This window comes from Ferroplasma sp. Type II (assembly GCF_000496155.1).
This window is the reverse complement of the sequence record NZ_KI542682.1, coordinates 1,096-27,164: the sequence shown is the minus strand read 5'-3', so window position 1 is coordinate 27,164 and position 26,069 is coordinate 1,096. Positions and strand designations below refer to the sequence as shown.

The 26,069-nt window shown below is 38.0% G+C and carries 27 protein-coding genes; 15 read left to right on the top strand and 12 right to left on the bottom strand.

What is annotated here, in order from left to right; translation table 11 throughout:
- The first annotated feature begins 5 nt into the window (after positions 1 to 5).
- The 4 genes from rpsJ to AMDU4_RS00535 all read left to right on the top strand — a co-directional run bounded on the left by rpsJ (position 6) and on the right by AMDU4_RS00535 (position 4,574).
- Positions 6 to 317, top strand: coding sequence for a 30S ribosomal protein S10 (gene rpsJ / locus AMDU4_RS00550; RefSeq protein ID WP_021786057.1), 312 nt, complete (start codon positions 6 to 8; stop codon positions 315 to 317).
- Positions 318 to 401: 84 nt separating this feature from the next.
- Positions 402 to 2,600, top strand: coding sequence for an elongation factor EF-2 (locus AMDU4_RS00545; RefSeq protein WP_021786056.1), 2,199 nt, complete (start codon positions 402 to 404; stop codon positions 2,598 to 2,600).
- A 245-nt stretch (positions 2,601 to 2,845) separates the two neighbouring features.
- Positions 2,846 to 3,367 (top strand): GNAT family N-acetyltransferase, encoded by a 522-nt coding sequence (locus tag AMDU4_RS00540; protein WP_021786055.1) that lies wholly within the window; start codon positions 2,846 to 2,848, stop codon positions 3,365 to 3,367.
- Positions 3,368 to 3,560: 193 nt separating this feature from the next.
- The gene (locus AMDU4_RS00535; RefSeq protein WP_021786054.1) at positions 3,561 to 4,574 is read left to right on the top strand and encodes a pyridoxal-phosphate dependent enzyme; all 1,014 of its coding nucleotides are present in this window, start codon (positions 3,561 to 3,563) and stop codon (positions 4,572 to 4,574) included.
- Here the strand turns inward: AMDU4_RS00535 and AMDU4_RS00530 are convergent.
- The 4 genes from AMDU4_RS00530 to AMDU4_RS00515 all read right to left on the bottom strand — a co-directional run bounded on the left by AMDU4_RS00530 (position 4,571) and on the right by AMDU4_RS00515 (position 6,971).
- On the bottom strand, positions 4,571 to 4,987 hold the full coding sequence (locus AMDU4_RS00530) for an OsmC family protein (protein WP_021786053.1): 417 nt from the start codon (positions 4,985 to 4,987) through the stop codon (positions 4,571 to 4,573). The two genes, AMDU4_RS00535 and AMDU4_RS00530, sit on opposite strands and share 4 nt — an antisense overlap.
- Before the next feature lie 116 nt (positions 4,988 to 5,103).
- Positions 5,104 to 5,685, bottom strand: coding sequence for an ArsR family transcriptional regulator (locus tag AMDU4_RS00525; protein WP_021786052.1), 582 nt, complete (start codon positions 5,683 to 5,685; stop codon positions 5,104 to 5,106).
- Positions 5,686 to 5,715: 30 nt separating this feature from the next.
- On the bottom strand, positions 5,716 to 6,255 hold the full coding sequence (gene hsp20, locus AMDU4_RS00520) for an archaeal heat shock protein Hsp20 (protein WP_021786051.1): 540 nt from the start codon (positions 6,253 to 6,255) through the stop codon (positions 5,716 to 5,718).
- Between the two features lie 197 nt (positions 6,256 to 6,452).
- Positions 6,453 to 6,971, bottom strand: coding sequence for a cytidine/deoxycytidylate deaminase family protein (locus AMDU4_RS00515; protein WP_021786050.1), 519 nt, complete (start codon positions 6,969 to 6,971; stop codon positions 6,453 to 6,455).
- Positions 6,972 to 7,082: 111 nt separating this feature from the next.
- On the opposite strand from AMDU4_RS00515, the gene alaS reads away from it, so the two are divergent.
- The 3 genes from alaS to AMDU4_RS00500 are packed head-to-tail and all read left to right on the top strand — an operon-like array spanning position 7,083 to position 11,522.
- Positions 7,083 to 9,758, top strand: a complete 2,676-nt coding sequence (gene alaS, locus AMDU4_RS00510) for an alanine--tRNA ligase (RefSeq protein ID WP_021786049.1) — start codon at positions 7,083 to 7,085, stop codon at positions 9,756 to 9,758.
- Positions 9,755 to 10,939 carry a hypothetical protein gene (locus AMDU4_RS00505; RefSeq protein ID WP_021786048.1) on the top strand — a complete coding sequence of 395 codons (1,185 nt, stop codon included), beginning with the start codon at positions 9,755 to 9,757 and terminating at the stop codon, positions 10,937 to 10,939. Before alaS ends, AMDU4_RS00505 begins: the two co-directional genes overlap by 4 nt.
- Before the next feature lies 1 nt (position 10,940).
- Positions 10,941 to 11,522: a hypothetical protein gene (locus AMDU4_RS00500; protein ID WP_290703772.1), complete on the top strand. Its 582-nt coding sequence runs from the start codon at positions 10,941 to 10,943 to the stop codon at positions 11,520 to 11,522.
- Here the strand turns inward: AMDU4_RS00500 and AMDU4_RS00495 are convergent.
- Positions 11,490 to 12,623 carry an isocitrate/isopropylmalate family dehydrogenase gene (locus AMDU4_RS00495; RefSeq protein WP_290703769.1) on the bottom strand — a complete coding sequence of 378 codons (1,134 nt, stop codon included), beginning with the start codon at positions 12,621 to 12,623 and terminating at the stop codon, positions 11,490 to 11,492. The genes AMDU4_RS00500 and AMDU4_RS00495 overlap by 33 nt on opposite strands.
- A 441-nt stretch (positions 12,624 to 13,064) precedes the next feature.
- Between AMDU4_RS00495 and AMDU4_RS00490 the strand changes: the two genes are divergently transcribed.
- Positions 13,065 to 14,432 (top strand): aspartate ammonia-lyase, encoded by a 1,368-nt coding sequence (locus AMDU4_RS00490; RefSeq protein ID WP_021786045.1) that lies wholly within the window; start codon positions 13,065 to 13,067, stop codon positions 14,430 to 14,432.
- Positions 14,433 to 14,443: 11 nt separating this feature from the next.
- Here the strand turns inward: AMDU4_RS00490 and AMDU4_RS00485 are convergent, their stop codons facing one another.
- Positions 14,444 to 14,983: an Lrp/AsnC family transcriptional regulator gene (locus AMDU4_RS00485; protein ID WP_021786044.1), complete on the bottom strand. Its 540-nt coding sequence runs from the start codon at positions 14,981 to 14,983 to the stop codon at positions 14,444 to 14,446.
- 191 nt (positions 14,984 to 15,174) lie between these two features.
- Here AMDU4_RS00485 and AMDU4_RS00480 point away from each other — a divergent pair, with 191 nt between their 5' ends.
- A complete protein-coding gene (locus tag AMDU4_RS00480; RefSeq protein ID WP_021786043.1) occupies positions 15,175 to 16,377 on the top strand; it encodes a tRNA (N(6)-L-threonylcarbamoyladenosine(37)-C(2))-methylthiotransferase in 1,203 nt (400 codons plus the stop codon).
- Here AMDU4_RS00480 and dph2 read toward each other — a convergent pair.
- Genes dph2 through AMDU4_RS00465 form a run of 3 tightly spaced genes read right to left on the bottom strand, consistent with a single transcriptional unit; the run spans position 16,359 to position 19,192 of the window.
- Positions 16,359 to 17,363, bottom strand: a complete 1,005-nt coding sequence (dph2, locus tag AMDU4_RS00475) for a diphthamide biosynthesis enzyme Dph2 (RefSeq protein ID WP_021786042.1) — start codon at positions 17,361 to 17,363, stop codon at positions 16,359 to 16,361. The genes AMDU4_RS00480 and dph2 overlap by 19 nt on opposite strands.
- Positions 17,364 to 17,384: 21 nt before the next feature.
- A complete protein-coding gene (locus AMDU4_RS00470) occupies positions 17,385 to 18,383 on the bottom strand; it encodes an NAD(P)/FAD-dependent oxidoreductase (RefSeq protein WP_021786041.1) in 999 nt (332 codons plus the stop codon).
- 59 nt (positions 18,384 to 18,442) lie between these two features.
- Positions 18,443 to 19,192 carry an MBL fold metallo-hydrolase gene (locus AMDU4_RS00465; protein WP_021786040.1) on the bottom strand — a complete coding sequence of 250 codons (750 nt, stop codon included), beginning with the start codon at positions 19,190 to 19,192 and terminating at the stop codon, positions 18,443 to 18,445.
- A gap of 432 nt (positions 19,193 to 19,624) precedes the next feature.
- On the opposite strand from AMDU4_RS00465, the gene AMDU4_RS00460 reads away from it, so the two are divergent.
- Both AMDU4_RS00460 and AMDU4_RS00455 read left to right on the top strand, forming a co-directional pair.
- Positions 19,625 to 20,752, top strand: a complete 1,128-nt coding sequence (locus AMDU4_RS00460) for a DUF373 family protein (RefSeq protein ID WP_021786039.1) — start codon at positions 19,625 to 19,627, stop codon at positions 20,750 to 20,752.
- Positions 20,749 to 21,423, top strand: coding sequence for a 6-hydroxymethylpterin diphosphokinase MptE-like protein (locus AMDU4_RS00455; RefSeq protein WP_021786038.1), 675 nt, complete (start codon positions 20,749 to 20,751; stop codon positions 21,421 to 21,423). Before AMDU4_RS00460 ends, AMDU4_RS00455 begins: the two co-directional genes overlap by 4 nt.
- Here the strand turns inward: AMDU4_RS00455 and AMDU4_RS00450 are convergent.
- Positions 21,410 to 22,072 carry a 2-phosphosulfolactate phosphatase gene (locus tag AMDU4_RS00450; RefSeq protein WP_290703766.1) on the bottom strand — a complete coding sequence of 221 codons (663 nt, stop codon included), beginning with the start codon at positions 22,070 to 22,072 and terminating at the stop codon, positions 21,410 to 21,412. The genes AMDU4_RS00455 and AMDU4_RS00450 overlap by 14 nt on opposite strands.
- A 483-nt stretch (positions 22,073 to 22,555) precedes the next feature.
- Here AMDU4_RS00450 and AMDU4_RS00445 point away from each other — a divergent pair, with 483 nt between their 5' ends.
- Genes AMDU4_RS00445 through rpl12p form a run of 4 tightly spaced genes read left to right on the top strand, consistent with a single transcriptional unit; the run spans position 22,556 to position 24,944 of the window.
- Positions 22,556 to 23,032 (top strand): 50S ribosomal protein L11, encoded by a 477-nt coding sequence (locus AMDU4_RS00445; protein ID WP_021786035.1) that lies wholly within the window; start codon positions 22,556 to 22,558, stop codon positions 23,030 to 23,032.
- Positions 23,032 to 23,676 carry a 50S ribosomal protein L1 gene (locus AMDU4_RS00440; protein ID WP_021786034.1) on the top strand — a complete coding sequence of 215 codons (645 nt, stop codon included), beginning with the start codon at positions 23,032 to 23,034 and terminating at the stop codon, positions 23,674 to 23,676. Before AMDU4_RS00445 ends, AMDU4_RS00440 begins: the two co-directional genes overlap by 1 nt.
- Positions 23,673 to 24,629 (top strand): 50S ribosomal protein L10, encoded by a 957-nt coding sequence (rplJ, locus tag AMDU4_RS00435; RefSeq protein WP_021786033.1) that lies wholly within the window; start codon positions 23,673 to 23,675, stop codon positions 24,627 to 24,629. The genes AMDU4_RS00440 and rplJ overlap by 4 nt, the downstream gene beginning before the upstream one ends.
- A 9-nt stretch (positions 24,630 to 24,638) precedes the next feature.
- Positions 24,639 to 24,944 carry a 50S ribosomal protein P1 gene (gene rpl12p / locus AMDU4_RS00430; RefSeq protein WP_021786032.1) on the top strand — a complete coding sequence of 102 codons (306 nt, stop codon included), beginning with the start codon at positions 24,639 to 24,641 and terminating at the stop codon, positions 24,942 to 24,944.
- A gap of 216 nt (positions 24,945 to 25,160) precedes the next feature.
- Here the strand turns inward: rpl12p and AMDU4_RS00425 are convergent, their stop codons facing one another.
- Together AMDU4_RS00425 and AMDU4_RS00420 are read right to left on the bottom strand one after the other, a co-directional pair.
- On the bottom strand, positions 25,161 to 25,610 hold the full coding sequence (locus AMDU4_RS00425; RefSeq protein WP_021786030.1) for a peroxiredoxin: 450 nt from the start codon (positions 25,608 to 25,610) through the stop codon (positions 25,161 to 25,163).
- 174 nt (positions 25,611 to 25,784) lie between these two features.
- The coding region (locus tag AMDU4_RS00420; protein ID WP_290703763.1) for a zinc ribbon domain-containing protein at positions 25,785 to 26,069 on the bottom strand (285 nt) is incomplete at its 5' end.

The following is a 26,069-nucleotide window of genomic DNA, read 5'->3' as shown; positions in this document are numbered from 1 at the left end:
GAGATATGGCATATAAAGCAAGGATTTCACTGAGTGGCACTGAAAATCAAATAGTTGACGTTGTTTGCAACGAGATCAAAGCTATAGCCAAAAGAACTGGTGTTGAAATACACGGCCCAGTTCCATTGCCTACAAAGAAACTCAAAGTTCCCCTGAGAAAGAGTCCTGATGGAGAGGGTTCTCCCACATGGGACCGCTGGGAAATGAGAGTGCACAAACGCCTTATGGATGTAGATGCTGATGAAAGAACTCTGAGGCAACTCATGAGAATATCTATACCCGATGGTGTAAGAATAGAAATTCAGATAAAAAGCTAAATTATTTCTGTTTTCTAATAATTTTTAATAATTATTAAATAATGATTTTTGATACAGTATTATAAAATTTAAACGGTGTTGTTAATGGGTCGAAAAGAAGAAAATGTTGCAAAAGCAATGAAATTAGTAGAACATCCAGAGCTTATCAGGAATATAGATATTGCCGCTCATATAGATCATGGTAAAACCACATTGAGTGATAACCTTATTGCCGGTGCAGGCATGATGAGCGAGGAACTGGCAGGTAAGCAGTTGTTGCTGGATTATGACGTACAGGAACAGGCTAGGGGAATAACCATAAATGCCGCAAATGCTTCCATGGTTCATGAGGTTGATGGACAGGAATACCTTATTAATCTTATAGATACGCCGGGGCACGTGGACTTCGGCGGTGACGTGACAAGGGCCATGAGGGCGGTTGACGGTACAGTAATAGTTGTTGATTCAGTTGAAGGTGTAATGCCGCAGACAGAAACTGTGGTAAGGCAGGCCCTGAAGGAAAGAGTTAAACCCGTTTTGTTTATCAATAAGGTAGACCGGCTTATCAATGAGCTAAAATTAAACGGGGATGAAATGCAGAAGCGTTTTATAAAGGTTATAACAGATGTAAACAGGCTTATAACAAAATACGCACCCAAGGAGTTTGCAGATTCATGGCTCGTAAACGTTAAAAACGGAACAGTTGCTTTCGGTTCCGCTTATCATAACTGGGCACTATCGGTACCCGCAATGGGATTATTCAAGGTAACATTTAAGGATATAGTTGATCTTGTAGGCGCAGGAAAACAGAAGGAACTTGCCAAAAAAGCACCCATTCATAAGGTGGTTCTAGACATGGTAATAAAAAACCTTCCGAATCCGGCAGTGGCACAGAAATACAGGATTCCTCAGATCTGGCACGGAGATCTTAACAGCGAAATCGGAAAGGCAATGGAAAAATGTGATGACAACGGCCCCATAAGCATGATGATAACAAAAATTCTTATAGACCCACATGCAGGAGAGATAGCAGTTGGAAGAGTGTTCTCCGGGATAATAAGAAAGGGTGCTGAACTTTATGTAACAGGCGCAGGGAAATCTAAGGTGCAATTATTATCAATGATGGTCGGTCCTGACAGGATATCCATAGATGAAATAGCGGCAGGAAATATTGCAGCCGTTGTGGGATTAAAGGGGGCAATAGCCGGTTCAACAGTTTCTTCGTTACAGAATATGGAAGATTTCGAACCCATGTCACATTACTCTGATCCAGTAGTTACCCTGGCAATAGAGGCTAAACACACAGCCGACCTTCCGAAGCTAATTGATGTACTGAGATCAGTCTCCAAGGCAGATCCATCCATACAGGTAGATATAAATCAGGAAACAGGGGAACATCTTATTTCCGGTATGGGAGAATTGCATCTGGAAATTACTCTGTACAGGATAAAAAACGATTACCACGTAGACGTTGTAACCTCCGCACCACTTGTAGTTTACCGGGAAACTGTGGACAAAACTGGTGGGCCATTTGAGGGAAAATCACCCAATAAGCATAACAGGTTCTATTTCAAGGTTGAACCGCTCCCAGAAGGCGTTGTTCAGGCCATACTGGATGGGAAAGTACCTGACGGGTCAAAAATAAAGGATAAGAAGGCTGTAATGGCAACACTTGAAGAAGCCGGACTGGACCATAATGAGGCCAGAGGTCTGGTATCTATTCATGGTGCTAATCTCCTTCTGGATATGACAAAGGGAATACAGTATCTGGATGAAACAATGGAACTTCTTATAGAATCTTTTGATGAGTCACTTAACAAAGGGCCACTGGCAAATGAGAAGGTATACGGCCTCAAGGTAAGTTTAATGGATGCAAAGTTGCACGAAGACAGTATACATAGAGGGCCTGCGCAGGTTATACCGGCCGGGAGAAACTCAATATACGGTGCCATGTGCCAGGCTGGCAGGGTTCTACTGGAGCCAATGCAGAAGGTATACATCAGTGTACCCCAGGAATTAATGGGTCCAGTTACCAGTGAACTCCAGCAGAGGCGTGGTGTGGTTGAGGATATGCAGCAAAATGGAGAGGAAATCACAGTTGTTGCAAACGCCCCTGTTTCAGGTATGATAGGATTTGCATCTGCAATAAGAAGTGCAACAGGCGGAAAGGCCATATGGAGTTCTGAAAACTCTGGGTACCAGCGTGTTCCATACGAACTTCAGTCCGGAATCGTTGCAAAGATCAGGGAAAGGAAAGGTCTCAAACCTGAGCCTTACGATGAAGCATACTACTCGTCCCTGTGATATCCTTTCTAAACTGAAGCCATTGGCTTCCAATTTCAACCAGCAGAGGTGCCACCTGGGATGGCAATTCCATCTAATGAATATATTTGGGAATACCATTCCCATATTTTTTTCAATACAGTATTTATATATGGCAAGTTAGCTTATTATGCATTATTTGCTCATTTTCACATTTCAGTATTGGGTGTTTTCTGAATCTTGATATAACTGAAAATCTTCATATACGTAGCAGGATTCATCTCTATATGGTTTTAATACGCGGACTCAAGTGGGCCGATATGAATCAGCTGGTCGATAATTATTATTCATACTACGATGAAGTCAGAAGCGAAACTCCTGAGCTGGGGCTTGTCTTCTATCACTCAAAACCGGCTTTTGAATATGAGGTTGAATGGTTTTCAAACATTTTCAAGGGCGTTATCAGTGGAGATGTAATAGGGATGGTCGCGGAAGAAGATGGGAAGGCAATTGGTTTCTGTGATGTCCACAGGGTCATGCCCGGTTATGAAGTTTCGCACATAGGATCATTGGGAATTGCAATCAGGAAGGAGTACCGCGGTAGAGGAATTGGAAAAATGCTCATGAAAAAGACTATAGAACAGTGTAAAGGCAATTTTGAGATGCTTATTTTGGGTGTATTTACTGGAAATCAAAAGGCGATTTCCCTATATGAGGACATGGGATTCATAGAATATGGAATACTCCATAATGCTATTAAGAGAGGAAATAAATATTTCGATGAAAAGAGGATGTATCTAACACTCTAAATCTTATCTGAGTTAATAATAAAAGGAAGATTATTTTTATGGATCCATGAGCAGGAATCCACCCTTCAAGTAGGCAAGAATGTCGGGTATAAGGCGTTAGGTTAGATATTGTCCCAGCCGTAAAGACTCCAGGATTTCATCCCAACGGGTTATTTTTTGCATAGTATTTTATTTTTTGTTGTATTCTTATTTTATGATCACAGTATGCCTTAATGGCCATCCTAGAATTGGACACGAGCTTAGATGCAGGCAATGCAACGAACCCTTTGAAATTATTCCAGAAAAGAAGTTCACGGAAAAGATAGATAAAAATTTTGATTATGTATCTGACTGGGTAACACTTGGAGAAGTTCAAACTCCAATAGTAAAAATTAATGGCAATCTTTTATTCAAACTTGATTATTTCTCCCCTACATATTCCTATAAGGACCGTGGCGCAAGAAATTTGATATCCTATATGTATTCAAAAAGGGAAGAGCTCAATATAGAGAAAATAAATGAAGATTCCTCAGGAAACGCGGGGTCATCAATAGCAGCATACGGGGCCAGGGCTGGTTTCGAAACCAGTATCTACGTTCCTTCTAATGCCAATCCAAAAAAATTGAATCAGATAGAAAGCTATGGGGCACACATAATAAAGGTAAACGGGTCACGTGACCATGTTCAGGAGGAGGCAGAAAATGCTCCAGGATTTTACGCTTCCCACATATTAAATCCGGAATTCAGGGATGGGATACGCACACTGGCCTATGAGATTTTTCTCCAGGGGAAGATGCCCGACAACATATTTGTGCCTATTTCTGCAGGCACATTGCTTTCCGGGCTTCACAGCGGATTAATGCATCTTTACAATTCCGGTGAAATTACAAAATTGCCCGTGATAGTGGGAGTGCAGCCAGAGAATATATCACCACTGTGTTCACTGGTAAATGGAAATAAATATAATCCAGACAATAACCTTTCATCCATAGCTGATGCACTTGTTTCGAAGCGTCCACTACTGATGAAATATATGGTGCGTATAATGGAAAGTGGAAATATGTGCATATCTGTATCTGAAAACGAGATAATAAAAGCAAGAAAAGACCTGGCAATGAAGGGTTTCTACACAGAATACAGTTCCGCCACAGTTTTTGCTGCCTATGAAAAATATCATCCTGAAGGTTCTTCGATGCTGGTGCTTACAGGAAACGGATTAAAGAATTAACGATAATCCTTTCCATTTATTGTATAATAAGAGGAAACCGGAATGCCTGCGTTTTTCACGGTCAGTGATACAGAGCAATATTTCTCCAGTGACAGGTCAATAGCCTTTTTTACCGATTCAGGATCCACATCACCCTCAAATATGTAGTGTATTTCTCCGTATTTTAACATCTTGGGATCCGTATCTCTCTTCTCACCGGAAACTTCACACCTGTAGCTTCTTATTTCCTTTCTCATTTTTTTTAGAATATTCAACACATCATCACTGCTGCATCCACCCATGGCCAGTAGCAACATTTCAGTTGGTGAATGGTACTGGTCATTGCCAACTATAGAATTCTTGAATTTTATCTCTTTTTTGCCGTCATCTGATACAAATCCAACATCCTTGTCAAATTTAAATGATACCTTCATATATATGTATATTTAAAATATATATAACTTTTAACACCCATTATTGGAAAACACCCTATACTGATATGAGGAGAATGCTTCCCAGTTATGTGCAAATATTTAAGAAAAATATTTTTTCATTCAGACAAAAAATCATTTATTATCCTTTCAACCATCTCTACAGGAACGCCCGTGTTCTGGGATACTGTTGAGCTGTCCATGGTTTCAAGGTACTCGTATATAATTTTCCTGTAAAAATTATCATATCCGGCTGCTTTTTCCTTTAATCTTCCTATTATCATATCCTTTTTAGCCGTCATTAAATTTCTTTTTCTGTCTATTTGGTTGATCTCATGGTTCAAAACATCAAGTTCGTGCACCAGGTCTGAATTGTCTCCATCAACATTATCATTGTCATAGTCAATATCCATTTTTTTTATACTCATGAAATTTCTGGAATAATCTATAGTAATGGTAGAGAACCCCATGGACCTGTATACTTTTCTGGGTGGACCCATGGTTGACGGCATGCTGCCATTTGTAGATATTAATCCAAGTTTTTCAAGAATTTCCAACTGTTTATTGATAGCCTGCTGTGACACTCCTATCATCTTGCTCAGTTCAAGGCCATATGAATCATAATTTGCGAGTGTTTTTAACATTTCTCGCCTGGTATTGTTTTCCAGCGCAATCAAAATAGACCATAAATCTTCATCCATAAAAACACCCAAAAAATTAAGAAAATATATTTAATCTATTTTCACAGCTCTGCCACCATTTTTGCTGTTCAATTTTTTAATTGTTATGTCCAGTATTCCATTGGTGAATTTCGCTATGACAGTGTCTATATCCACGCCTGTGTTGAATTCTATGTTCTTATAATATTTCCTTGTTCCCTTGTCAACCTTAAGTTCTATGTTGTTTTCATTTACAACCAGATTTATGTCATTTTTTTCAACTCCTGGTAATTCGTATGTTATATAGACATTTTCTTTGTCTTCATTGATGTCAGTGAGTGGTTCCCTGAACCCTTCCTGTGTATCCTTCCTGGTACCTATTCCAGTTCTTGGAACGTTGCCGAATTCCTGGAATACTGGTTTTCCATCCGGGCCTATTTTGTAGCTGAATCCATACACATAGGGACCCACGATCTTGCTGTTTATGTCGCCTTTCATTATTGATTCCCAAAATCTGGCCATTTCCTTGTTTATCTTTCTCATATCAAGCCCAAACTCGTCATACATGTCGTTAAATATATCGTCCCAGTCATCCTCTCTTCTTCCATTCATTATCATCACCTTAGTTAACAACCTTTAGTTGTTAACTATATATTGCTAACTTATATATAAATATTTATTTTATCTTTTATTTAATATAAAAATTGTAAATAATTATGTAACAGGCCAGTAAAAATTTTCAAAATAAAAAGCAATTAAATTTGTAATACATTATATGAGTAAGCCTGTGTTGAATAATTATTATTGATCTAATCTTCCCCTGTTTTATGGGTGTAATATATTCCTATTATAGATTCTACCTCCCTGTCGGTGAGGTTAAACTTCCGTATCTTTATATTGCTTTCTAGCAACATTAATTCTGCCAGGTCATCTGGGTATCCCTCTGCAAATATTATTTCCTCTATGTCTGAATTCATTATCATTTTGGAGCATACAACACAGGGGTGGGTTGTGACATATATTTTTGATCCCTTTATTGATGATCCATTAACTGCTGCCTGTATGATCGCATTCTGTTCAGCATGCAAACCCCTGCACAGTTCATGCCTTTCTCCTGATGGGACATTTAACTCATCCCTTATGCATCCTACGATATCGCAGTTTACTGTGTGAGACGGGGGTCCATTATACCCGGTGGCAAGCACATTATTATCCCGCACAATAACTGCCCCCACCTTTCTTCTAGTACAGTTGGAACGTGATGCTGCAAGATACGCCATACGCATAAAGTACTCGTCCCATGATGGCCTTTTTAGCCTTTCTTCCATAAAATATAAATTAAACATAAGGATATAAATATTGTTTATCGCTTTACATTACACCCTCTATATATAATACATGACAATTATATTTATTTATGCAGATGCATTATATGTAAAATGGCACAAAATGAGTTTGATATAGATTTCTTTAGGGATAACAGTTTTATACGGAAGCAATGCACTGTATGTTCATCCCTCTTCTGGACTCAAAACTCCCGGAAAAAGACATGTGGAGACCCTGCCTGTGAAAGTTATTCATTTATAGGCAACTCTCCCGTATACAGGCCATATAGCCTGGATGAGATGCGTGATGAGTTCCTTTCCTTTTTCAGGAAGGATGAACTAAACCATTCTATAATAGATCCATATCCGGTGGTACCCAGATGGCGTGATGATGTTCTCCTTGTTAACGCTTCCATATACGATTTCCAGCCGCAGGTTACCTCCGGGCTTGTGCCTCCTCCCGGGAATCCCCTTGCAATGTCCCAGCCAAGCATAAGAATGCTGGACCTTGATCTGGTTGGAAAAACAGGCCGTCATCTGACATCATTTGAGATGCTGTGCCATGATGCATTTAATTATGAAAATAAATATATTTACTGGAAAAATGAGACAATAGAATACTCATACAGGTTCCTCACAGAAAAACTCCGTGTTAATGGAAATGAAATAACTTACAAAGAAAAACCGTGGTTTGGCGGCGGTAATGCAGGAAATGCAGTAGAAGTCTTTGTCAGGGGTCTTGAAGTGGCTACACTGGTGTTTATGGATATGAAAGAAGATCCGGAAGGTGATATAGAAATAGAGGGAACAAAATATTCCCAAATGCCCCTAAAAATTGTGGATACTGGATATGGCCTGGAAAGGCTTGTGTGGCTTTCCACTGGGACGCCCACAGTTTATAACTCAATATTCGGCGATACAATAGAATACATAAGGAAAAATGCAACAGTGGGGTATATAGAACCGGAAATTATGCAAAAGTTATCTGAACTGTCGGCTGAGATAGACCCATATAGCGAATCAAAACTCTTAATGCAGGTTGATCCATACCTGAAGGCAAAAGAAATCAACCTTAATGATGAATTTATAGGGACGCTGAAACGCATTAGAAGCATGTATTCACTTGCAGATCACACAAAAACACTGCTTTTAATGTTTTCTGACTATGTGATACCCTCCAATGTTAAAGTTGGCTATCTGGCAAGGACCCTCATAAGAAGGTCGCTGAAATTTATGGATGAAATCGGATTTTCAAAGGATTTCATGGATCTTATGGACTTCCAGCACAATATTTTTTCAGACATTATTTCTAATTATGACCGGGATTTCATAAAAAACATTATCGAAATAGAGAAAGAAAAATATAATGAAATAAATAAAACAGCTGTTAACCGTTTGAAGAAGTACATACATTCAGGTAAACTAGAGCTTAAGGACGCTATTACGCTCTACGACTCGGAAGGGCTCAATGAGGATTTAATTAAAGAATCATTCATGAAAGTGGCCGGGAAGAATCTTGAACTTCCGGATAATTTCCAGGAGATTGTTATATCCAGGCATGAAACCAAACACATAAAGAAAAAAGAAACTGTAGAGTATCCACCTGTTCATACACGTCCTTTATATTATGATAACACAAAAATAAGTGAATTTACAGGCATAGTCCTTTATTCTGGTGAGAAGCTAATAATCCCGAATCAGACAGCTTTTTATCCTGAGGGCGGTGGACAGCCATGTGATCTCGGATACTTTATAGCCAATGGAAAACGAATCAATGTTGTTGATGTGCAGAAATACAATGATGCCATAGTGCATTTCCTTGATGGAAACATAGGGGACAAATCCAGGGTTAAGGGTTATATTGACTATACAAGAAGGAAACAGTTGATGATACACCACTCAGCAACCCATCTTCTGCTTGGGATAATGAGAAAATATTTCGGGAACCATGTGTGGCAGAGCGGTGTAAGGAAGGATGTGGACGAATCAAGGATAGATATTACACATTACAGGAAAATAACGCTGGAAGATATAAAAAATATAGAAAATATGTGCCTTGAGGCAATAGAGCAGGACAGAAAAATTACGGTGGTAAATGTAAGCTGGAATCCGGCAATTGAAAAATACGGGTTCCGGCTCTTTGAGGGCGGTGTTCCAGTTTCATCAAAAATCAGGGTTGTCACCATAGACGGCATCGATTCAGAGGGTTGTGGCGGTACTCATCTGGATAGCACTGGATCCATAGGTTTTATAAAAATTATCAGGACAGAAACTGTACAGGAAGGTATTCAGAGGATTATATTTTCAGCAGGCCCGGCCGCCATGCGGTATGTACAGACGATTTATGATACTGTGGTGATGGAGCAGGAATTTATGAAAGTAGACATAAAGGATGTGTACAGCCGTTCTCTGGAAATTTTCCGGGAAGACCTGGAAAACCAGAAACTGATTGACCGCTACAGAAAGGAAAAAATTGAATCTGTAATTATGGGCAATTCAACTAAGATAGGAAATATTGCAATTTATACAACAAATTTTGACAGGGAAGATATGAACCTTCTTATTCAGGCTATTTTTAGACAAAACACAAAGGCCGTAGTAATAAACGGCGGTACAGAAATGACTGGCATAGGAATTGACTCATACGTAGATACGCTTGTATCGGGATTGTTAAAAGAAGGCATTAAGGTTGAGGAAAAGATAAGGAACAAAAAATTGTATTCGGCAACATGCAGCAAGGGGGTAAGTGAAAAGTTAATAAGGGAGATTTTAGAATATGGTAATATATGATGGACTCCAATATTATTGATAGCATAGTAAAAAAATATTACAATGTGTCAGATGTGGAGAATACTAAATACTCTATGATATTCCATATCCGGACCAGGGGAAGTGAAAAGTCATTCACATATCTCCTTGAAGAACTTGATAAAATAGGGACAACAGCATTTACAAATGATTTTCCGGATAATCAGATTATTGTAATTAACAACGGGAATATAGGCAGAGAAAGAAATGGACTCAAAGCAATTATGCTGTTTGTTTCCATAGCCACTCTGGTTTATTCAGGATTTATTTATTATTCAGCTTATTATTCATCCATTTCCATATACAGAAATATTATTTATGGTTCCATATTTTATGCCCTGCCTGTCATATTCGTTTTATTATCCCGGGAGGGGGGAAAGTATCTTGTATTGAGAAAAAACCATATAAAATATAAATTTCCTATTTTTATTCCCTCTCCTGGAATAGGGACTTTAGGGACAATAAATTCAAATAAAAATCAATTTAGGGATTCAAAATCCATGATAGAAGCCGGATCATTTTCATTGTTATCTGGATTCTTTGCATCAATTTTTCTTATAGTTGTCGGTGCTGCTACAATGCCATTTGCACAGTACAATGCATCTATACATTCTCCCATTTCAATTCTCAATTTTCCTCTGGTTTTTCCTGTTGTCCTGGAACATTTCTTCCCGGCATTAATTATACCAGATCCACTTGAACTTGCCGGCTATGTCGGGCTTATAACAACTGCAATAAATGCATTGCCCATTGGATTTATGGATGGAGGACTAGTTTTTTCTGGAATTATGGGGAAATATTTCAAATACGCATCATATGCCGGGATAGTTATACTCCTGATTGCTGGTATAATTTATCCCTATATACTGATCCTTGTTGTTCTCTCTCTGTTGCTGGGAATTAAGGGACCGCTTCCCATGAATACTTTTTTCAAGCCCAAAATTTCCGTAAAAGCATCATGGGCTCTGATAATAATAATCATACTCCTTCTAGGGTTTGTACCACTGCCATTTCATAGCACCAGCAATAGTAATGTTGCAATTCCGGATTCCTGTTATGTCATGCAGCAAAACAATACAGGGAACGTTACGGTAAACGTTACAGTACAGAATCACGGATTGAACGTTGTACCTGTGTTTTCCGTAAGTCCCGGGAAATTTTAGTGTGGAAAGGAGCATACAGAACAATATGACCACCACTACATATACGCTGGAACTTATTACCTATCATTCCAATTATACGGGTAAAAAGAATTTCAATATAACTGTTAATACTGGATCACAAATATTCCATAAAATGATTTCTGTATACTTCCTGAAGGTTGACAAAAATATACATTTCAGCAATATATTAAATCCCCTGAATCTCACAGAATATCAGGGAAAACCATTCGATATTACCATATATAACAATGGTTCACACACAATTGATGTAAAGATACTATCAATTTCCACAAGTATGGGGGTCTACATGGTAGGTTCCGGCAACTTAACAATAAATCTCGCCGGAGACCCATATGAAGGAATAAGCACCCACATCCCCCACGATAAAAATGAAACGATGAACTTTGAGGCTGAAACCCCCGGTACATGGAAAATTATTATACTGGAATCAAATGGACAGGCTGCAATTGTAGACATACACATAAAGCCCGCACAAGCAAGCCCACCAAATCCAAAGTCCTTTAACGGGTCGCAAAATAATGATAATGCATTAAATTCCATCCATTCTCTTTATTATTTCTAATGAAAATTCTGAACACTTTATAGGATTAATGTCGGTTCTGGATGTAATATCTTTGGGGATTTTGTTGTCCATAAAAGCAGCAGATATGGCATTCTCAATGATTTTGGTGGCCTCATCCCAGCCTATATGTCTTAGCATGGCACAACCTGAAAGGATAAAGGATAATGGGTCGGCCGCATCATATCCAGCCTCAGAGGGAAGTGACGACTGTACAGCCTCAAAGACTGCACACTCATCTCCCATACTGCATCCATACTCTGTATTAATTGCACCCATAAGATAATCCACAAGAGTTCGACTTAAAATGTTGTCCAGCAGTATCACTTCAAAATTTTCCGGAGAGATAATGATTTTTTGCATGAATTGCCTTGTTTTCATAATTTCATAATTGATATCTTCGTGTTTTGATAACTCTTCCAAACACCACTGTGCAAATTCTGGGTTCTGCTGGCTTTCAACTATTGTTATTTTCCCATTACCCTTTCTTTTAGAATACTGGATAGCCTGTTTTGCAATCTTTCTTGTCCTGAATTTGCTCTGTGTTATCATGTATATTTCTGAATCAGGTGTTATGTTCAGATCATAATTGTCTGATATGAATTTTATAAGATCATCTGTACTTTCTGATGAATGGTAAAATATATGTGTATTCGGCAGAGAATCCCTGACAATTGTCAGGTTGAGCCTGTTAAATGTATTTATCCTTACATCCATTCCCGGTATATATTTCAGCATTCTTATGTTTGAATAGAGGCCAAGCCTTCTTCGCAATACAGTGTTTATATCCCTGTTATCAGGCATAAGATTCAGGGTTGACTTCATTACCACGGACATTTTCTGAATTTCTTTTATGGAATCCTCAGGTATATAGGTTCCGAATTTATCGTAGGCTTCACTACCAATTAAAATTCTATGCCATTCAATTGATTTGTTACCCCCATATGCAAGTTCTATTGCGCTGTTGACAACATCTATCATGGCTTTTGTGATTTCCGGCCCTATGCCGTCCCCGTCAATGTATCCTATGGTAAGCGTATCAGGAACAACCATTCCGGCATCTGTAAATTCTATATACATTAATTCCACCATGCATTTAAGCATATAATTTTTTTTAATATTACGATTAAAAATTTATGGTCATAGGACTTTTCTGGGGATTCATGGACAAAGATCTAACTTTCTCTACCTTAATTATATTGCGGCTTTCAGGGAGTAAATGTATTGCAGAATATTTATTATTCCATGAAATGACTAGCCAGAAGAGAATCTACTGGATAAGTCCTGAAAAATGGCATGATGGAGATAAAAGGTGTATCTTAATTGCACGCATATACTGATCAAACAAATGGTACACTGATACTCCTGAAGAGGCAATGCTGTAACAGACAGTGACTTTAAGACTCAGTAATAAGTTTTGCAAAGTCCATAGTGTGATGAATGAGAACGAAGCAAAAGTGAGAATATACTTTATCTGAGGAGGGTGTGTCAGCAGCATTAATGTGTAAAGAGCCATATTTTTATACTTAGGCGGCATTATTATTTATGAGAACAGAGAGAGATGTAATAGGCGAGGTACAGATTGACGATAGCATTTATTACGGGATAAACACTCTTAGGGCAAAGAATAATTTTAACATTTCTGGGATAAAATCCAGAGACCGCGACCATATAAGGGCAATGGCAATAGTAAAGAAAGGTGCCGCATATGCTAACTACACATCAGGTAAACTTCAGAAAGAATTGTATGAAAGCATAAGCAAGGCATGTGACAGGCTAATAGCTGGAGAATTCGACGATCAGTTTGTCCTTGATGTTTTTCAGGCTGGTGCAGGTACATCTTTTAATATGAATACCAATGAAATACTTGCGAATCTGGTTCTTGAGTCACTTAATCATAAAAAAGGGGAATACAAATACGCACATCCTAATGATGTAATAAATATGAGCCAGTCAACAAATGATATTTATCCTACCATGATGCGTGTAAGCATAATGCTAAAGTCCCCAAAACTTATTGGCAACGCTGAATCACTTATAAAAACATTAAGGGCAAAGCACAAGGAATTTGAGAAAGTTTACAAAACAGGGAGAACACATCTCCAGGATGCTGTGAGGGTAACACTGGGAGACGAATTTAATGCCTGGGCATTTGCAATTGCAAGGGATCTTAAGGAATTTGAAGCTTCATTAGACTATATACTGGAACTAAATATTGGAGGAACAGCTGTGGGAAATGGAGCAAACACACCTGAGGGATATAAGGAAAATGCTGTAAAGAAAATATCAGAGGAAACTGGCTTTAATTTCAGGCCAGGAGAAAATTTAATGGGCATAATGCAGTTCATGACCGACTTTTCAAGGGTAATCAACGCACTGTCCAACATGGCACTTGATCTTAGCAAAATTTCCGATGACCTACGGCTTCTATATTCCGGTCCAGGAGCAGGCCTGCATGAGATAATACTCCCGGCAGTTCAACAGGGTTCATCCATAATGCCTGGAAAAATAAATCCATCCATAGCTGAAGCCATGAACATGATATGCCATTCTATAACCGGATCGCAGCAGGCAGTAAATCTTTCTGTAAAGGCCGGGCAACTTGAGCTAAATGTCATGATGCCACACATAGACTATGAAATATCCAAATCAATTGAAAGGCTTGCAAACGGGATCAAAATGCTGGATGAAGAGGCAATGCAGGGAATAAAGCCTGATCTGAACAAAATAAAGGAAAATATAGAAAGAAGTTTCGGTTCGGCAGCATTACTCAATCCTTACCTGGGCTATGACACCATGGCAAAGATAGTAGAAGAGTCCCTGGAAACAGGAAAAAGCATAAAAGACCTTGTCCTGGCAACAGGAAAAATAGATGAAAAAAAGTACAAAGAAATATTCAATTTTCTTAATTGAATTTTAAATTTTTATATGCCTACCCAAGGATCTTTTTTGAATGCCTTTGACACAACCATTGTATCATATTTTACTATTCCATCCTTTCTTGCCAGGCCGTCCTCGAATTCCTGTATGGTTTCAAGGTTCAGGAAAAGACCCTGAAGAAGCAGTTGATTTTGCCCTCTTCTCCTGTACAGTGACAGTATATTGGGATTTGCGGAAAGTGACTGGGCAATAGAGTCAAGCTTGTCTCCCTCGGTGTCTATCCTTATGCACACTTTTATGCTATTTTCAATGGCATGCAGGTCAACCAGTGCGGAAAAGCCCGTGATAATCTTTCTCCGTACAAGCTCGTTAATTCTCCGCCTTACAGTGGCTTCACTGGTATTCAGCATCTTTGCTATTTCAGCATTTGACATTCTGGCATTGTAGCGCAGGAAGCACATAATTTCCTTGTCTAACTCATCAAATGGCAAAATAGAAGGGTCTATATGCTCCCATCTTACAGAGAGGTCACATTCATAATTTTTATTGTCTTCTAATTTCTTTAAGTTATTTTCTTCCGTCATAAAATTATATTTTAAAGCAATATATAACTTTTTTCACATTTAAATTGTAATATAAAATTTGTATTTATCGAAATTAGCAATTCAGATGATAGTATTTTAATGCATTTATATAATTAATTGATAATATTTTTAAAATCATTCATATAAAAACAGCATAAAAATCGTTATTAATGTAATTGCAATTAAAAACGATGAAAATTTATTTTGAATCATACGGATGCACATTGCAAAAATCCGAATCTTCACTTTACCTCAATAAACTGCTCAAGGACAAAAACAATCAGGTTGTAGATAAGCCTGAGGATGCAGATTTAAGCCTCATCGGTACCTGTGTTGTAATAAAACATACAGAGGACAGAATGGTCAAACGCATATCTGCCCTTTCAAAAGCTTCCAGTAATGTTAAGGTGCTGGGGTGCCTCGCCACTGTAAATGGAAACACAATAGAATCAGAAAATGTGCATATAATGAAACCCCGTGAATTCAGAAGTTTCTATGAAGGAGATTTAGATGGCATAGAAATAAAATCTGACATATATGATGGTATACCAATAAACCAGGGTTGCACAGGCAGCTGCAATTTCTGCATTTCACATATTGCCAGGGGACGTCTCCTCTCAAGGGGAATAGATAAAATTGTAAATCAGGTAAAGATGGAACTGGACCGGAATATAAAGGAGATACGCATATCCTCACTGGACACTGCAGCATATGGAAAGGATATAGGCACAGATCTTTCAGAGCTTGTAAACCAAATTTCATCCATTAACAGGGATTTCTATCTCCGTGTTGGTATGATGGAACCCAGAAATACATACGATATATTAGAAAAACTGATTCCATCATACAGGCATGAAAATGTGTTCAAGTTTTTACATTTGCCCGTTCAGAGTGCTGATAACAGTGTACTTGAGACCATGAACAGGGAATATACCATAGAAGAAGTGAAAGAGGTCTGGAACAGATTCATCAATACTTTTCCGGAGATGTCCATAGCTACTGATATAATACTTGGATATTACAACGACAGCAGGGAAGGATTCGAGAAAACACTGAAATTTCTGGAAGAGTACAGGCCAGATATCATCAATGTAACCAGGTTTTCCCCCAGGCCATACACAAAAGATTATAATAAAATACCACTTAATTCAAACCTTCTGAAGGAATGGTCCAATGAAATTATAGAACTTCACAGAGAACACATGGAGAAAAAACTCGATAAGTATGTGGGCAGGGAGGAGCAGATACTGATTACTGAGAATGGTAAGAACGCAACTATGGTTGGAAGGGATATTAATTACCGCCCTGTTGTCATAAAGGGCAGTTATGAGAAATACTCAAAAATTACCTGCAAAATCGTATCTCACGGGTCTAATTATCTTATAGGGGAATAGGAATCAACACCTACTATTTCATCCATTATATATTTATTATTGCCTTTGAATCCAAATAACTGTTCGAATTCTATGGGTGTCAATACTGGCATGTTGAATTTGTCCTCATCATCTATGGAAACTCTCGGGCATCCAGTGAATACAACAGCATCGCACATTAAATTCTGGAAATCCACAGGATTTATATTATCTGCAGTAACTATTATAGCATCCCTGCCAATACTCTTTACCTTATTGTAGATGCTATATGCAAGTTTTTTCCGGTACTGCCCTATTTTTGTGTCAATTACTATGGCAAATTTTTTCGCATCCATTGCCGATTCTATTCTTGCATATCGTTTTCTCAGGAATTTTTCTATGTCTGGCTGTATACTCTTAATCGATCTCAGGTTCAGATCAAGTATATACACCGGTTTTTCTGTGGATAGCTGGGCACCTATTCCATGAAACAGGCCTGTGCTTACAAGCAGATATCCGTCAACCTTGCCAGATACAGAATGTGCAGCACTGAAATTGCAACCAAGAACCTGACCAGGGTACTTCATTCTACCATCCACATCGCCGATTATAACATTATATCCAAGCATTCTCAGCCTTTTTTCCACGTATTCCATTTCCCTATAATACTGCACTGAGGACAGGAGCCCCACATTTTTTATTCCCTTTTCTTTGAGTATTGAGAAAACATCGTCTTCGATTTCTATCTCATTATAAAAATACTCTATGAAAATTACTGGCTTCGTGTATTTGATATTGGGTATTTCCGAATGGCCGAACTGTACTATGTAATCAACATCCCTGTATACTTCCATATTGCCTATGTCACATGCCCCGTAGAAAGACTGTGAGCTAATTATTACGTTAAATTCCTTTGAAAATTTATTGAAAAGGTTGAAGGATTCAGGCTTCAAACCATCAGGTATCTGAAGCAGTATCTTCGAAGCCTTTCGCGTTTTCAGTTCATTTATTGCATCATCGATGTCCATTTACTGTATATCGTTTTATGCTTATTTAAGATTAAGACTCGAACTGTGTCCTCCGAATATGGTTGCGGTAGGTGTTAAATATTTTTTGATGAAGTTTATGGCAATATAGGCATTTCCACCGTCCACAGCTATTAATGGATGTATGGGCTCTCCCGCTACTGTTGCAGCATCTCCCACGGAGAATATTCCCTTTAAATTTGTCTGATACTCGTTGTCTACCATTATGGATCTGCCGTTTTTGCTGGTTTCTATATTTACGGATTTAAACACATTGGCTTTTCCCACGTGGCCTATGGCAATAATGAGTGCGTCAACTTTTATATCCTGTGTGGTTTTATCATTACTATTTATCATGGAAATTTCCCTGATCTGGCTGTCTCCTTTTATGGCATTTATAGATGTGTTCATTATCAGTGAAATATGGGGGTTTTTCATTGCCATATCAAGTGTCTTTTCAGCAGCCTTGAATTTATCATTGTGGTGTATTACATATACTTTCTTTGCTGTGCCTGCCAGCTCATTGGCATAATCTAATGCAGAATCGCCACCGCCAACAATTGCGACTGTCATTCCCTTAAACTTTGTTATATCCTTTACATTATATTCGACTCCCTTGCCCTTGAATTCATCTTCTCCGGGGCATCCTATCTTCCTTGGTGTAAAGTCTCCTATACCTGTGCATATTAGGATCGCCTTGCAATTATATTCCTTTGTGCCGTTAACCTCAATAATATACTGATCATTATTTGGAATAATGTCTGTAACCTTTGCTCCGAGTTTAATTTCACCATCAAATAATTTTGCCTGCTCATACATTTTATCCCTTAGTTCCATAGCATTTATTTTCGGGATTCCCTGTACATCATATACCATTTTCTCAGGATAAAGTTCTGGTATCTGCCCGCCAGTGTAGTCTAAGGCTTCCAGTGTTATGCTATTTATATCTCTGAGACCTGCAAGAAACGTAGCAAAAAGCCCGGTTGGACCGGCTCCAATTATAACAAGATCATAGTTATTCATCGGGGAAATATATAAAAAGCATACAAAAACTTTGGCATGGTCTAATTTGTTTGTATAACTTATAATCTATAGAGCGTACTTCCAAACTCCTGTGATGCTGCCTCTATGGAATTATAGTTCCTGCCCCTGTTTAGAAGATGGGACTTTACTGTATGCAGGGCAATATCTGGTGTGTTGTTTTTTTCACTTAAATGTGTAAGTATAATTTTTGTTTCACCAGAGGCACATGCATATATTGCTTCTGCTGATTGTTCATTGGACAAATGCCCATGATTGCTTCTTATTCTACTTTTCAACGCCTCTGTATATGGACCGTTTTTAAGCATTTCCGGATCATGATTTGCTTCAATTGCCATTATACTGGAGTTTTTCATTTCTGTAAGCAGGGAATCATCAACAACTCCCAGGTCGGAAACAACTGATATTTTCACCCCCCTGTTTCGTATTATATAGACAACAGGGTCGACAGCATCATGGTTTACCGTTATAGGGGTTATGGAGAAATTTCCAATTGCGACCTCCCCATTTATGCTATATGCATTATCCATGCGAAGTTTTTCCAATGTTTTATTCCTGGAATACACATCAGCTTTCAGTTTCCTGGATATGGCCCTGGCACCGGATGAATGGTCGGAATGTTCATGACTTATAAAGATTGATTTTTCAAGATTTTCTATATTTAATTCAGAGGTTTTTTCAGAGAACTTTTTCATGCTTATGCCGCAGTCTATGATTATAATATCATTTTCATCCCATATTATAGTCGAATTCCCTCTGCTGCCTGAGGACAGCATATAAAAGTTAAGCATAACAGTAAATAGCTTATTAGTATTTTTTTTTACTCTTTTTCGAATAATTATTAGTTTAATAGTATTTATGTAAAATATAGTACTGGAATCCTAAATGGTAGACCTATCAGGCAACTCAGAAAAAATATATAGCTCCCTGAATGCAATGGGACCACATCAGAAGAGAATATGGAAACAGCAGATGATATATGAAAAAAGCATCTGTCGGGAAGGCACCGGTTAATTCTGGACTTAAGGAACTTATTGATAAAAAATGGTAAAAAGAGTGGCCAGGCAGAAAAGTGCCGGATATTTTATAATAAAATAACTTGAAACAACACACTATACTGTGGTTATTATTACCTGAAATGTTGCTTTTGAAGTCATTATTTTTTTTATATCATCAATTTGATAAAACTTATATACTTACATTTCCTATTATAGTTATCGTATATGACAACCCTTATACTGAATGTCGACCGTGACAATGATTACGGGATAAAGGCAGGAATGGATGGGCCCGTTACGGGGTATGGGGAATGCTATAATGCAGCCCTTAAGTTAATCTCTGTTGATCCTGAAGACTCTGATGCAAACGCCCTTTTTGGCGCACTAAGAGTATATGAGGACTTGAAGAGGAAAAATGAAAATGTTGAAATTGCACTGATCACCGGTGATGACGATGTGGGGGCAAAATCCGACGAAATACTTAGCAGGCAGCTAGACGATGTACTCTCCATGGAGCATTACGATGATCTTATACTTGTATCTGATGGTGCAGAGGATGACTACATAATACCTATCATATCATCGAGGATCCGAATAAGATATGTAAAACATATCCTTGTGCGCCATAATGAAAATATAGAATCACTTTATTATTATATCATCAGAGGAATCAAGGATAAGAAAATTGCAAGGAAATTCACAATACCGGTGGGTTTACTTCTTTTGAGCTATGGATTGTCGCTTTTGATCTTTACCATATACTATATGGTAATTACAAAATCCTATTTGCTTAGCCCTGGCAGCGGGGCGGTAATGCTTGTTACCATAATCCTTGGGGCATATTTCGTAGGTAGGGCAGTTGAGATCAACCAGCTTATTGTAAAACTGGTCGTGAATATGAAGGAATATTCCCAGGAAGCAAAAATTTCCATGCTTTCTTACGTGGTTTCGTTCTTTATCATAGTCATAGGTATAGCATACAGCTATGAGTCCACAATAAAAACCGTTCCCCTTATCAATAAGGTTCTTGTATTTCTTACTGTATTAGTCTGGTGGGCATTAGCATCCTTTGTTTCAAAGGAGCTTTTCGATGCATTCGATGTGTATATGGAGGAAAGGCATGGCATGTCAAAGATGTGGTATGGCATATCATTTTCTCTGGCCATAGTACTGATATTTTATGGCATGATGAACTATGTGAGGTACGTTGTTGGATTCATAACATTCGCTTCCATGACATTGTATCTGGGATACATAATAGCTGGAATAATAATAGCACTGTCTGCATCTGCAGTGCATAAATACTTTTCCTCAATAAAGAACAAGAATAGCAATGTGATGGAGATAAAATGAATTTCGAGGACTGGTTTCCATTATACCTTCAGATCACCGATTCATTGAAAATAAATAGAATGGCAGATTATGAATCCTCTATACTTTTAAGAAAATTCATCCACAACAGTGATGGGATAATAGAACCATATCGTGGTAGAAATGCATTCATAGTCGGCAATGGTAAAAACCTGGAAAACGTACTTGGGACTATTTCAGGGGGATATGTAATAGTAGCTGATTCTGCTATTGAAACCTATAATAGCCTATATGGAAACCCTGACATGATAGTAACGGATCTTGACGGAAATATGGATTCCATAATAGATGCATACAACCACGGATCATTTGTTTTTGTCCATGCACATGGTGACAACATGCCTGCAATAACAAAGTACGCAAGATATTTTTCCCGTGGAATAGCAACCACACAGCATATACCCATGAAATATCTTTATAATTACGGTGGATTCAGTGACGGCGATCGATCAGCCTTTCTTGCCGATCATCTTGGTGCACCTCATATAACACTCCTGGGTTTTGATTTCAAGAATGTAAATATGAAACCAAATTATGACCAAGCAGCTGTTTCAAGGAAAAAAATAAAGCTTATGTGGGCCGAATATCTTCTGGGCTATCTGGCAAAATCAAGGGGCACATCAATGTCCCCTGGTGATATTATAGAGATTTGATTAAAGGCATTATTTTTCCGTTACTGTAGATAACTGGGTTACTGTAAATATCAACCTTCAGTGAACTCTCTATGTCTGCCCCTGCACCCATAATTTTCAGCCTTTTTGCCCCATGGCTCACCCTTATCTGATTGCAGTAATCATTAACATTTACATCCTTTCCTTCCAGTTTGCTTTTGAGCATGTTGGCGTAGATATAATCCTCATCTGATACTCCATCAGGCCTGTTAGAAACAATAATTGATACCCTATCGCTGTCCTTTATTGCATCGTATGTTGCTGTAAAATTTATGAATGATGAGAGATATATGGTTCCAGGGTATTCCATAATTTTAAAAAGTACCTTTATTCCATTTGTGGAAGTAAACAGAAGAGTTTTGTTGGAAAGGTCCTCATTGATTATGACGCCTGGGGAATTTCCATAGTTAAAACCAGGAATTCTGATTCCATACCTCTCACCACTGGTAAGATATTCAGGATTTTTTGCCTTCATTCTTCGTGTTTCTGTTACAGTTCGCACCGGGATTATAAACTCTGCACCCCTATACAGCATAAGTGGCAGTGTAGTAGTAGCCCTGAATATATCAATAAGAACCTTTGTAGAATCATCAAATTTTTTTTCTTTTCTACCGTCAATAATATTTACCATCATCCATGTATGATATTCTTTTTATATATCTTATTTTTTATTTTTTCATGGATATGATAAGCGCTTTTAGAAAATATAATATATAAACTGCCGTTGATTTTATATTAATGGGGAAAGATATATTTTAGAAACACTGTTTCAGTATAAGGCTAAGAATGTTTTTGGATTAGTGGATGAAACCTGTTTCCAATTTATTATTGGTAGGACCCATTTGAAAGCGGATCATATACATTTGGAGGGAATGGGATAAATGTGATACCATGACTGAGGCATATGCTTGTGTTTCCATAAAACCGGAGTACTTAAGTGGCAGGTTGCTCACAGAAATTTCAGGGGACACAGGAATAAATACTGGATGAAAAATATTTTGACCTGGTATGATAAATCTGGTTAAATTGCCGTTTAAATTCACATTAAATAAATATGTTAAAAAGAAAATATTAAAAATGAGTTAGAAATAGGGTATAATCGAAGGTGTAATATATGGTTGCAGTTAAAACAATGGTTGAAGGTGGAAAAGCCACAACAGGTCCTCCTTTAGGCCCTGCCCTGGGTCCTTTGGGTCTTAATCTTGGGCAGGTTATAAAGGATATAAATGAGCAGACCAAGTCATTTGCCGGTATGCAGGTTCCTGTAACAGTAAATGTGGTGGATCCCTCTACCAAGAAATATGAAATAATAATAGGTATTCCTCCAACTTCCGCTTTGCTGAAGAAGGAGGCTGGAATAGCCAAGGGATCCGGCAAGAACAAGGAAAGTTATGCTGGAAATTTGACACTTGAACAGGTTAAAAAGGTTGCGGAATCCAAAAAATCCGGTTTACTTTCATACACAATGAAAGGAGCCGTCCTTGAAGTTTTAGGCACTGCGCTGTCACTGGGAATCACAGTTGATGGCAAGAATGCTTCTGAAATTCAGAAACTAATAAAGGCTGGCGAAATAGATATCGGTGAGAAGTGATGGAAAATAGTATTATAGAAAATATAAAAGAACTAAAAAAATTCAAGAAAAGGAATTTTGAGGAAAGTATAGAGGTTGGAATAAACCTTAAAGATGTTGATATGGCTGACCCAAAAAACAGGATAAATGAAGAAATCATTCTTCCTGCAGGAAGGGGCAGGGATATAAAAGTGGCAGTCATTGCCAGTGAAGAAATGCGGCAAAAGGCCAAGAACGCAGATTTCTTATATTCAATAGAAGACCTGAACAATTTTTCTGATGATAAGAGATCATTTAAGAAGGTTGTGAAAGGCATAGATTTCTTTGTGGCTGAATCAACGATTATGGGCAATGTGGGAAAAAACCTTGGTATAATTCTTGGGCCACGGGGGAAAATGCCAAAGCCCTTACCGCCAGGACAGGATCCTACACCATTAATAGAAAATCTTAAAAAGAGTGTACGTGCAAGAAGCAAGGATAAGGTTACATTTCATGTACCTGTTGGAACAAAATCTATGAAAAATGAAGACCTGTATACTAATCTCAACACAGTTATGAAAAGGATAATCTCTCACCTTGATAAGGGAAAGGGAAATATAGCCTCTGCTTATATTAAGAGTACAATGAGCAAGGCAATTACAATTAATTTAGGTGATATAGAATGAGAGAGCCAGCACAGTGGAAAGTGGATAAGGTCAAACATCTTACTGAGGAGATAGATGAAAGTCCAGTATCCGCGGTTATAAGTATAAAGGGATTGCGAAACAAAGAGTTTCAGAAAATTAGGAATGACATACGTGGAGAAGCAAAAATGCAGGTTCTAAGATCAAGATTGCTCAGGCTTGCTTTGGAGAAGTCCAGAAAGAAGAATATTGGTGGGCTTATAGACTACTCATATGGCCAGATAGCACTTATAACAACAACCAAATCTCCAAAAACGGTCTACGATATACTGGTTTCTAAAAGAACCAAGGCTGCAGCCCGGGGAGGGGAAATAGCAGAGGATGATATAGTAATAGAGCCCAAGGAAACATCATTTCCTCCAGGTCCTATGATATCCGTATTCCAGAAGGCAGGAATACCGGCTGGAATAGAAAAGGGTAAAATAGTAATCAAGAGCGAAGTTACACTGGTAAAAAAAGGCCAGGCAATATCGAAGGACAAGGCTCAGGTACTTGAAAAACTTGAGATACTTCCTGTCACAGTAGGCCTTGAGATGATAGCTGCATACGATGATGGGCTTGTGTACACAAAGGATGCACTTTCTATCACAGTGGAACAGATAGTATCTGATATGGCAGGAGCATTCCTGAAGGCAAAAGCACTTGCATTGAAGACGGACTTCCTGGTGCCGGAAATAATGCCTGAACTTCTATCTAAGGCACATCTTCAGGCACTGGGACTTGCACTTGCAGCAAACTTTGTTGACGAGAAGAATATAGATATTTTTATAAGGAAAGCTGTAATAAACGCTACAACTCTAAATTCATTAATAAATAAAGATTTAAATAATGAAAATATAGAGGATGAAAACCCTGAAGAAAGCAAAACAGAGGACAAGAAAGATGAAGGATCCGAGGATGACGCAGCAGCGGGACTTGGATCTTTATTTGGATGAGGTGATAAAATGGAATATATATATGGAGCTTTACTGCTTCACTCAGCAGGAAAAGAAATAGATGAAGAGAACCTAAAGAAGGTACTGACAGACGCAGGAGTGGCGGCAGATGACGCAAGATTGAAATCATTGCTTGAAAGCATGAAAAATGTCAATATAGAAGACGTCCTTAAAAATGCCGCGGCCGCTCCAGTAGCAGCAGCACCTGCAAAGGAAGCAAAGAAGGAAGAGAAAAAGAAAGAAGAAAAGAAGGAAGAGAAGAAAGACGAATCTGACTCAGATGCAATGGCTGGTTTAAGCTCTCTTTTCGGATAAATACATTTTTTATTTTAGATTTTTATGGCTCTCTATACAATATTTTGGATAATAATAAAATATCTTGTGCCTGTAGCCATTTTAACATATTCAGTAATAAAGTTCAATCCATTTTTAATAATGATTTCCGTTTTATGGTTGCTGGTTTCACTTATTGTTTCACTGATAAATTTCAGTATAAAAAGCAATTTCGTTAAATCATAAATTTAAGAGAAATTATACAAGCTTTAATTCCTCAATTTTTTCATAGACCTCCTTTGCATGCTCCCTGGGACTGACTTTTGGATATACATAAACAATTTTTCCATCCTTGATAATATATGTAACTCTTTTTGCCGTTGCAAGCCCCAGGACTCCGTATTTCTTAACTATCTCCTTTGGTTTGTCACTGAGCAATGTGAAATTAAGCCCCAATTTTTCCTGAAACTTTTTGTGTGACTCGCTAGAATCAACACTTACACCCAGTACAGATATTCCCTTCTCTTTAAACATATCTATATTGTCCCTGAAATTTTTCGCCTCCATAGTACATCCGGGAGTGTTGTCTTTAGGGTAGAAATAGAGAACTACAACCTTGTCCTCAAAATCCGAAAGCTTCACTGTCTTTCCATCCTGGTCTAGGGTTTCAAAATCCGGGGCATGATCCCCTACATTTAAGGTTTCCATGTAATATACATATCTAATGTATAATTAAGTATTTTGTCAATTTTTGCCTGATTTTTCTAAAGTAATGTATTCCCAATAGATGATGCCATTATCCTGTTAAGTGACATCCTCCCCAGGCTAACGCATGGGGCTTCCCGCTTCAACAACTCAACTTGCATTGCAGAGGTTGAGCCTCTACGGGCATAAAATCGGCGACAGTCCGTGCCTACTCTTTTTTTTATGTTTTATTATAAACATTTTAAATATCTTATCTATAGCATCATTTAATATGTTTATTGCCGCATTTAAATCCCTATCAATGGTAATACCACATACATCACAATGATATGTTCTATCATCCAATGTTAAATCATTTTTTATATTTCCACATTTTGAGCATTTCATTGATGTGTATTTAGGATTAACCTTAATATATGATTTACCGGCACTCTCAGCCTTGTAAATTATATCTTTTATAAG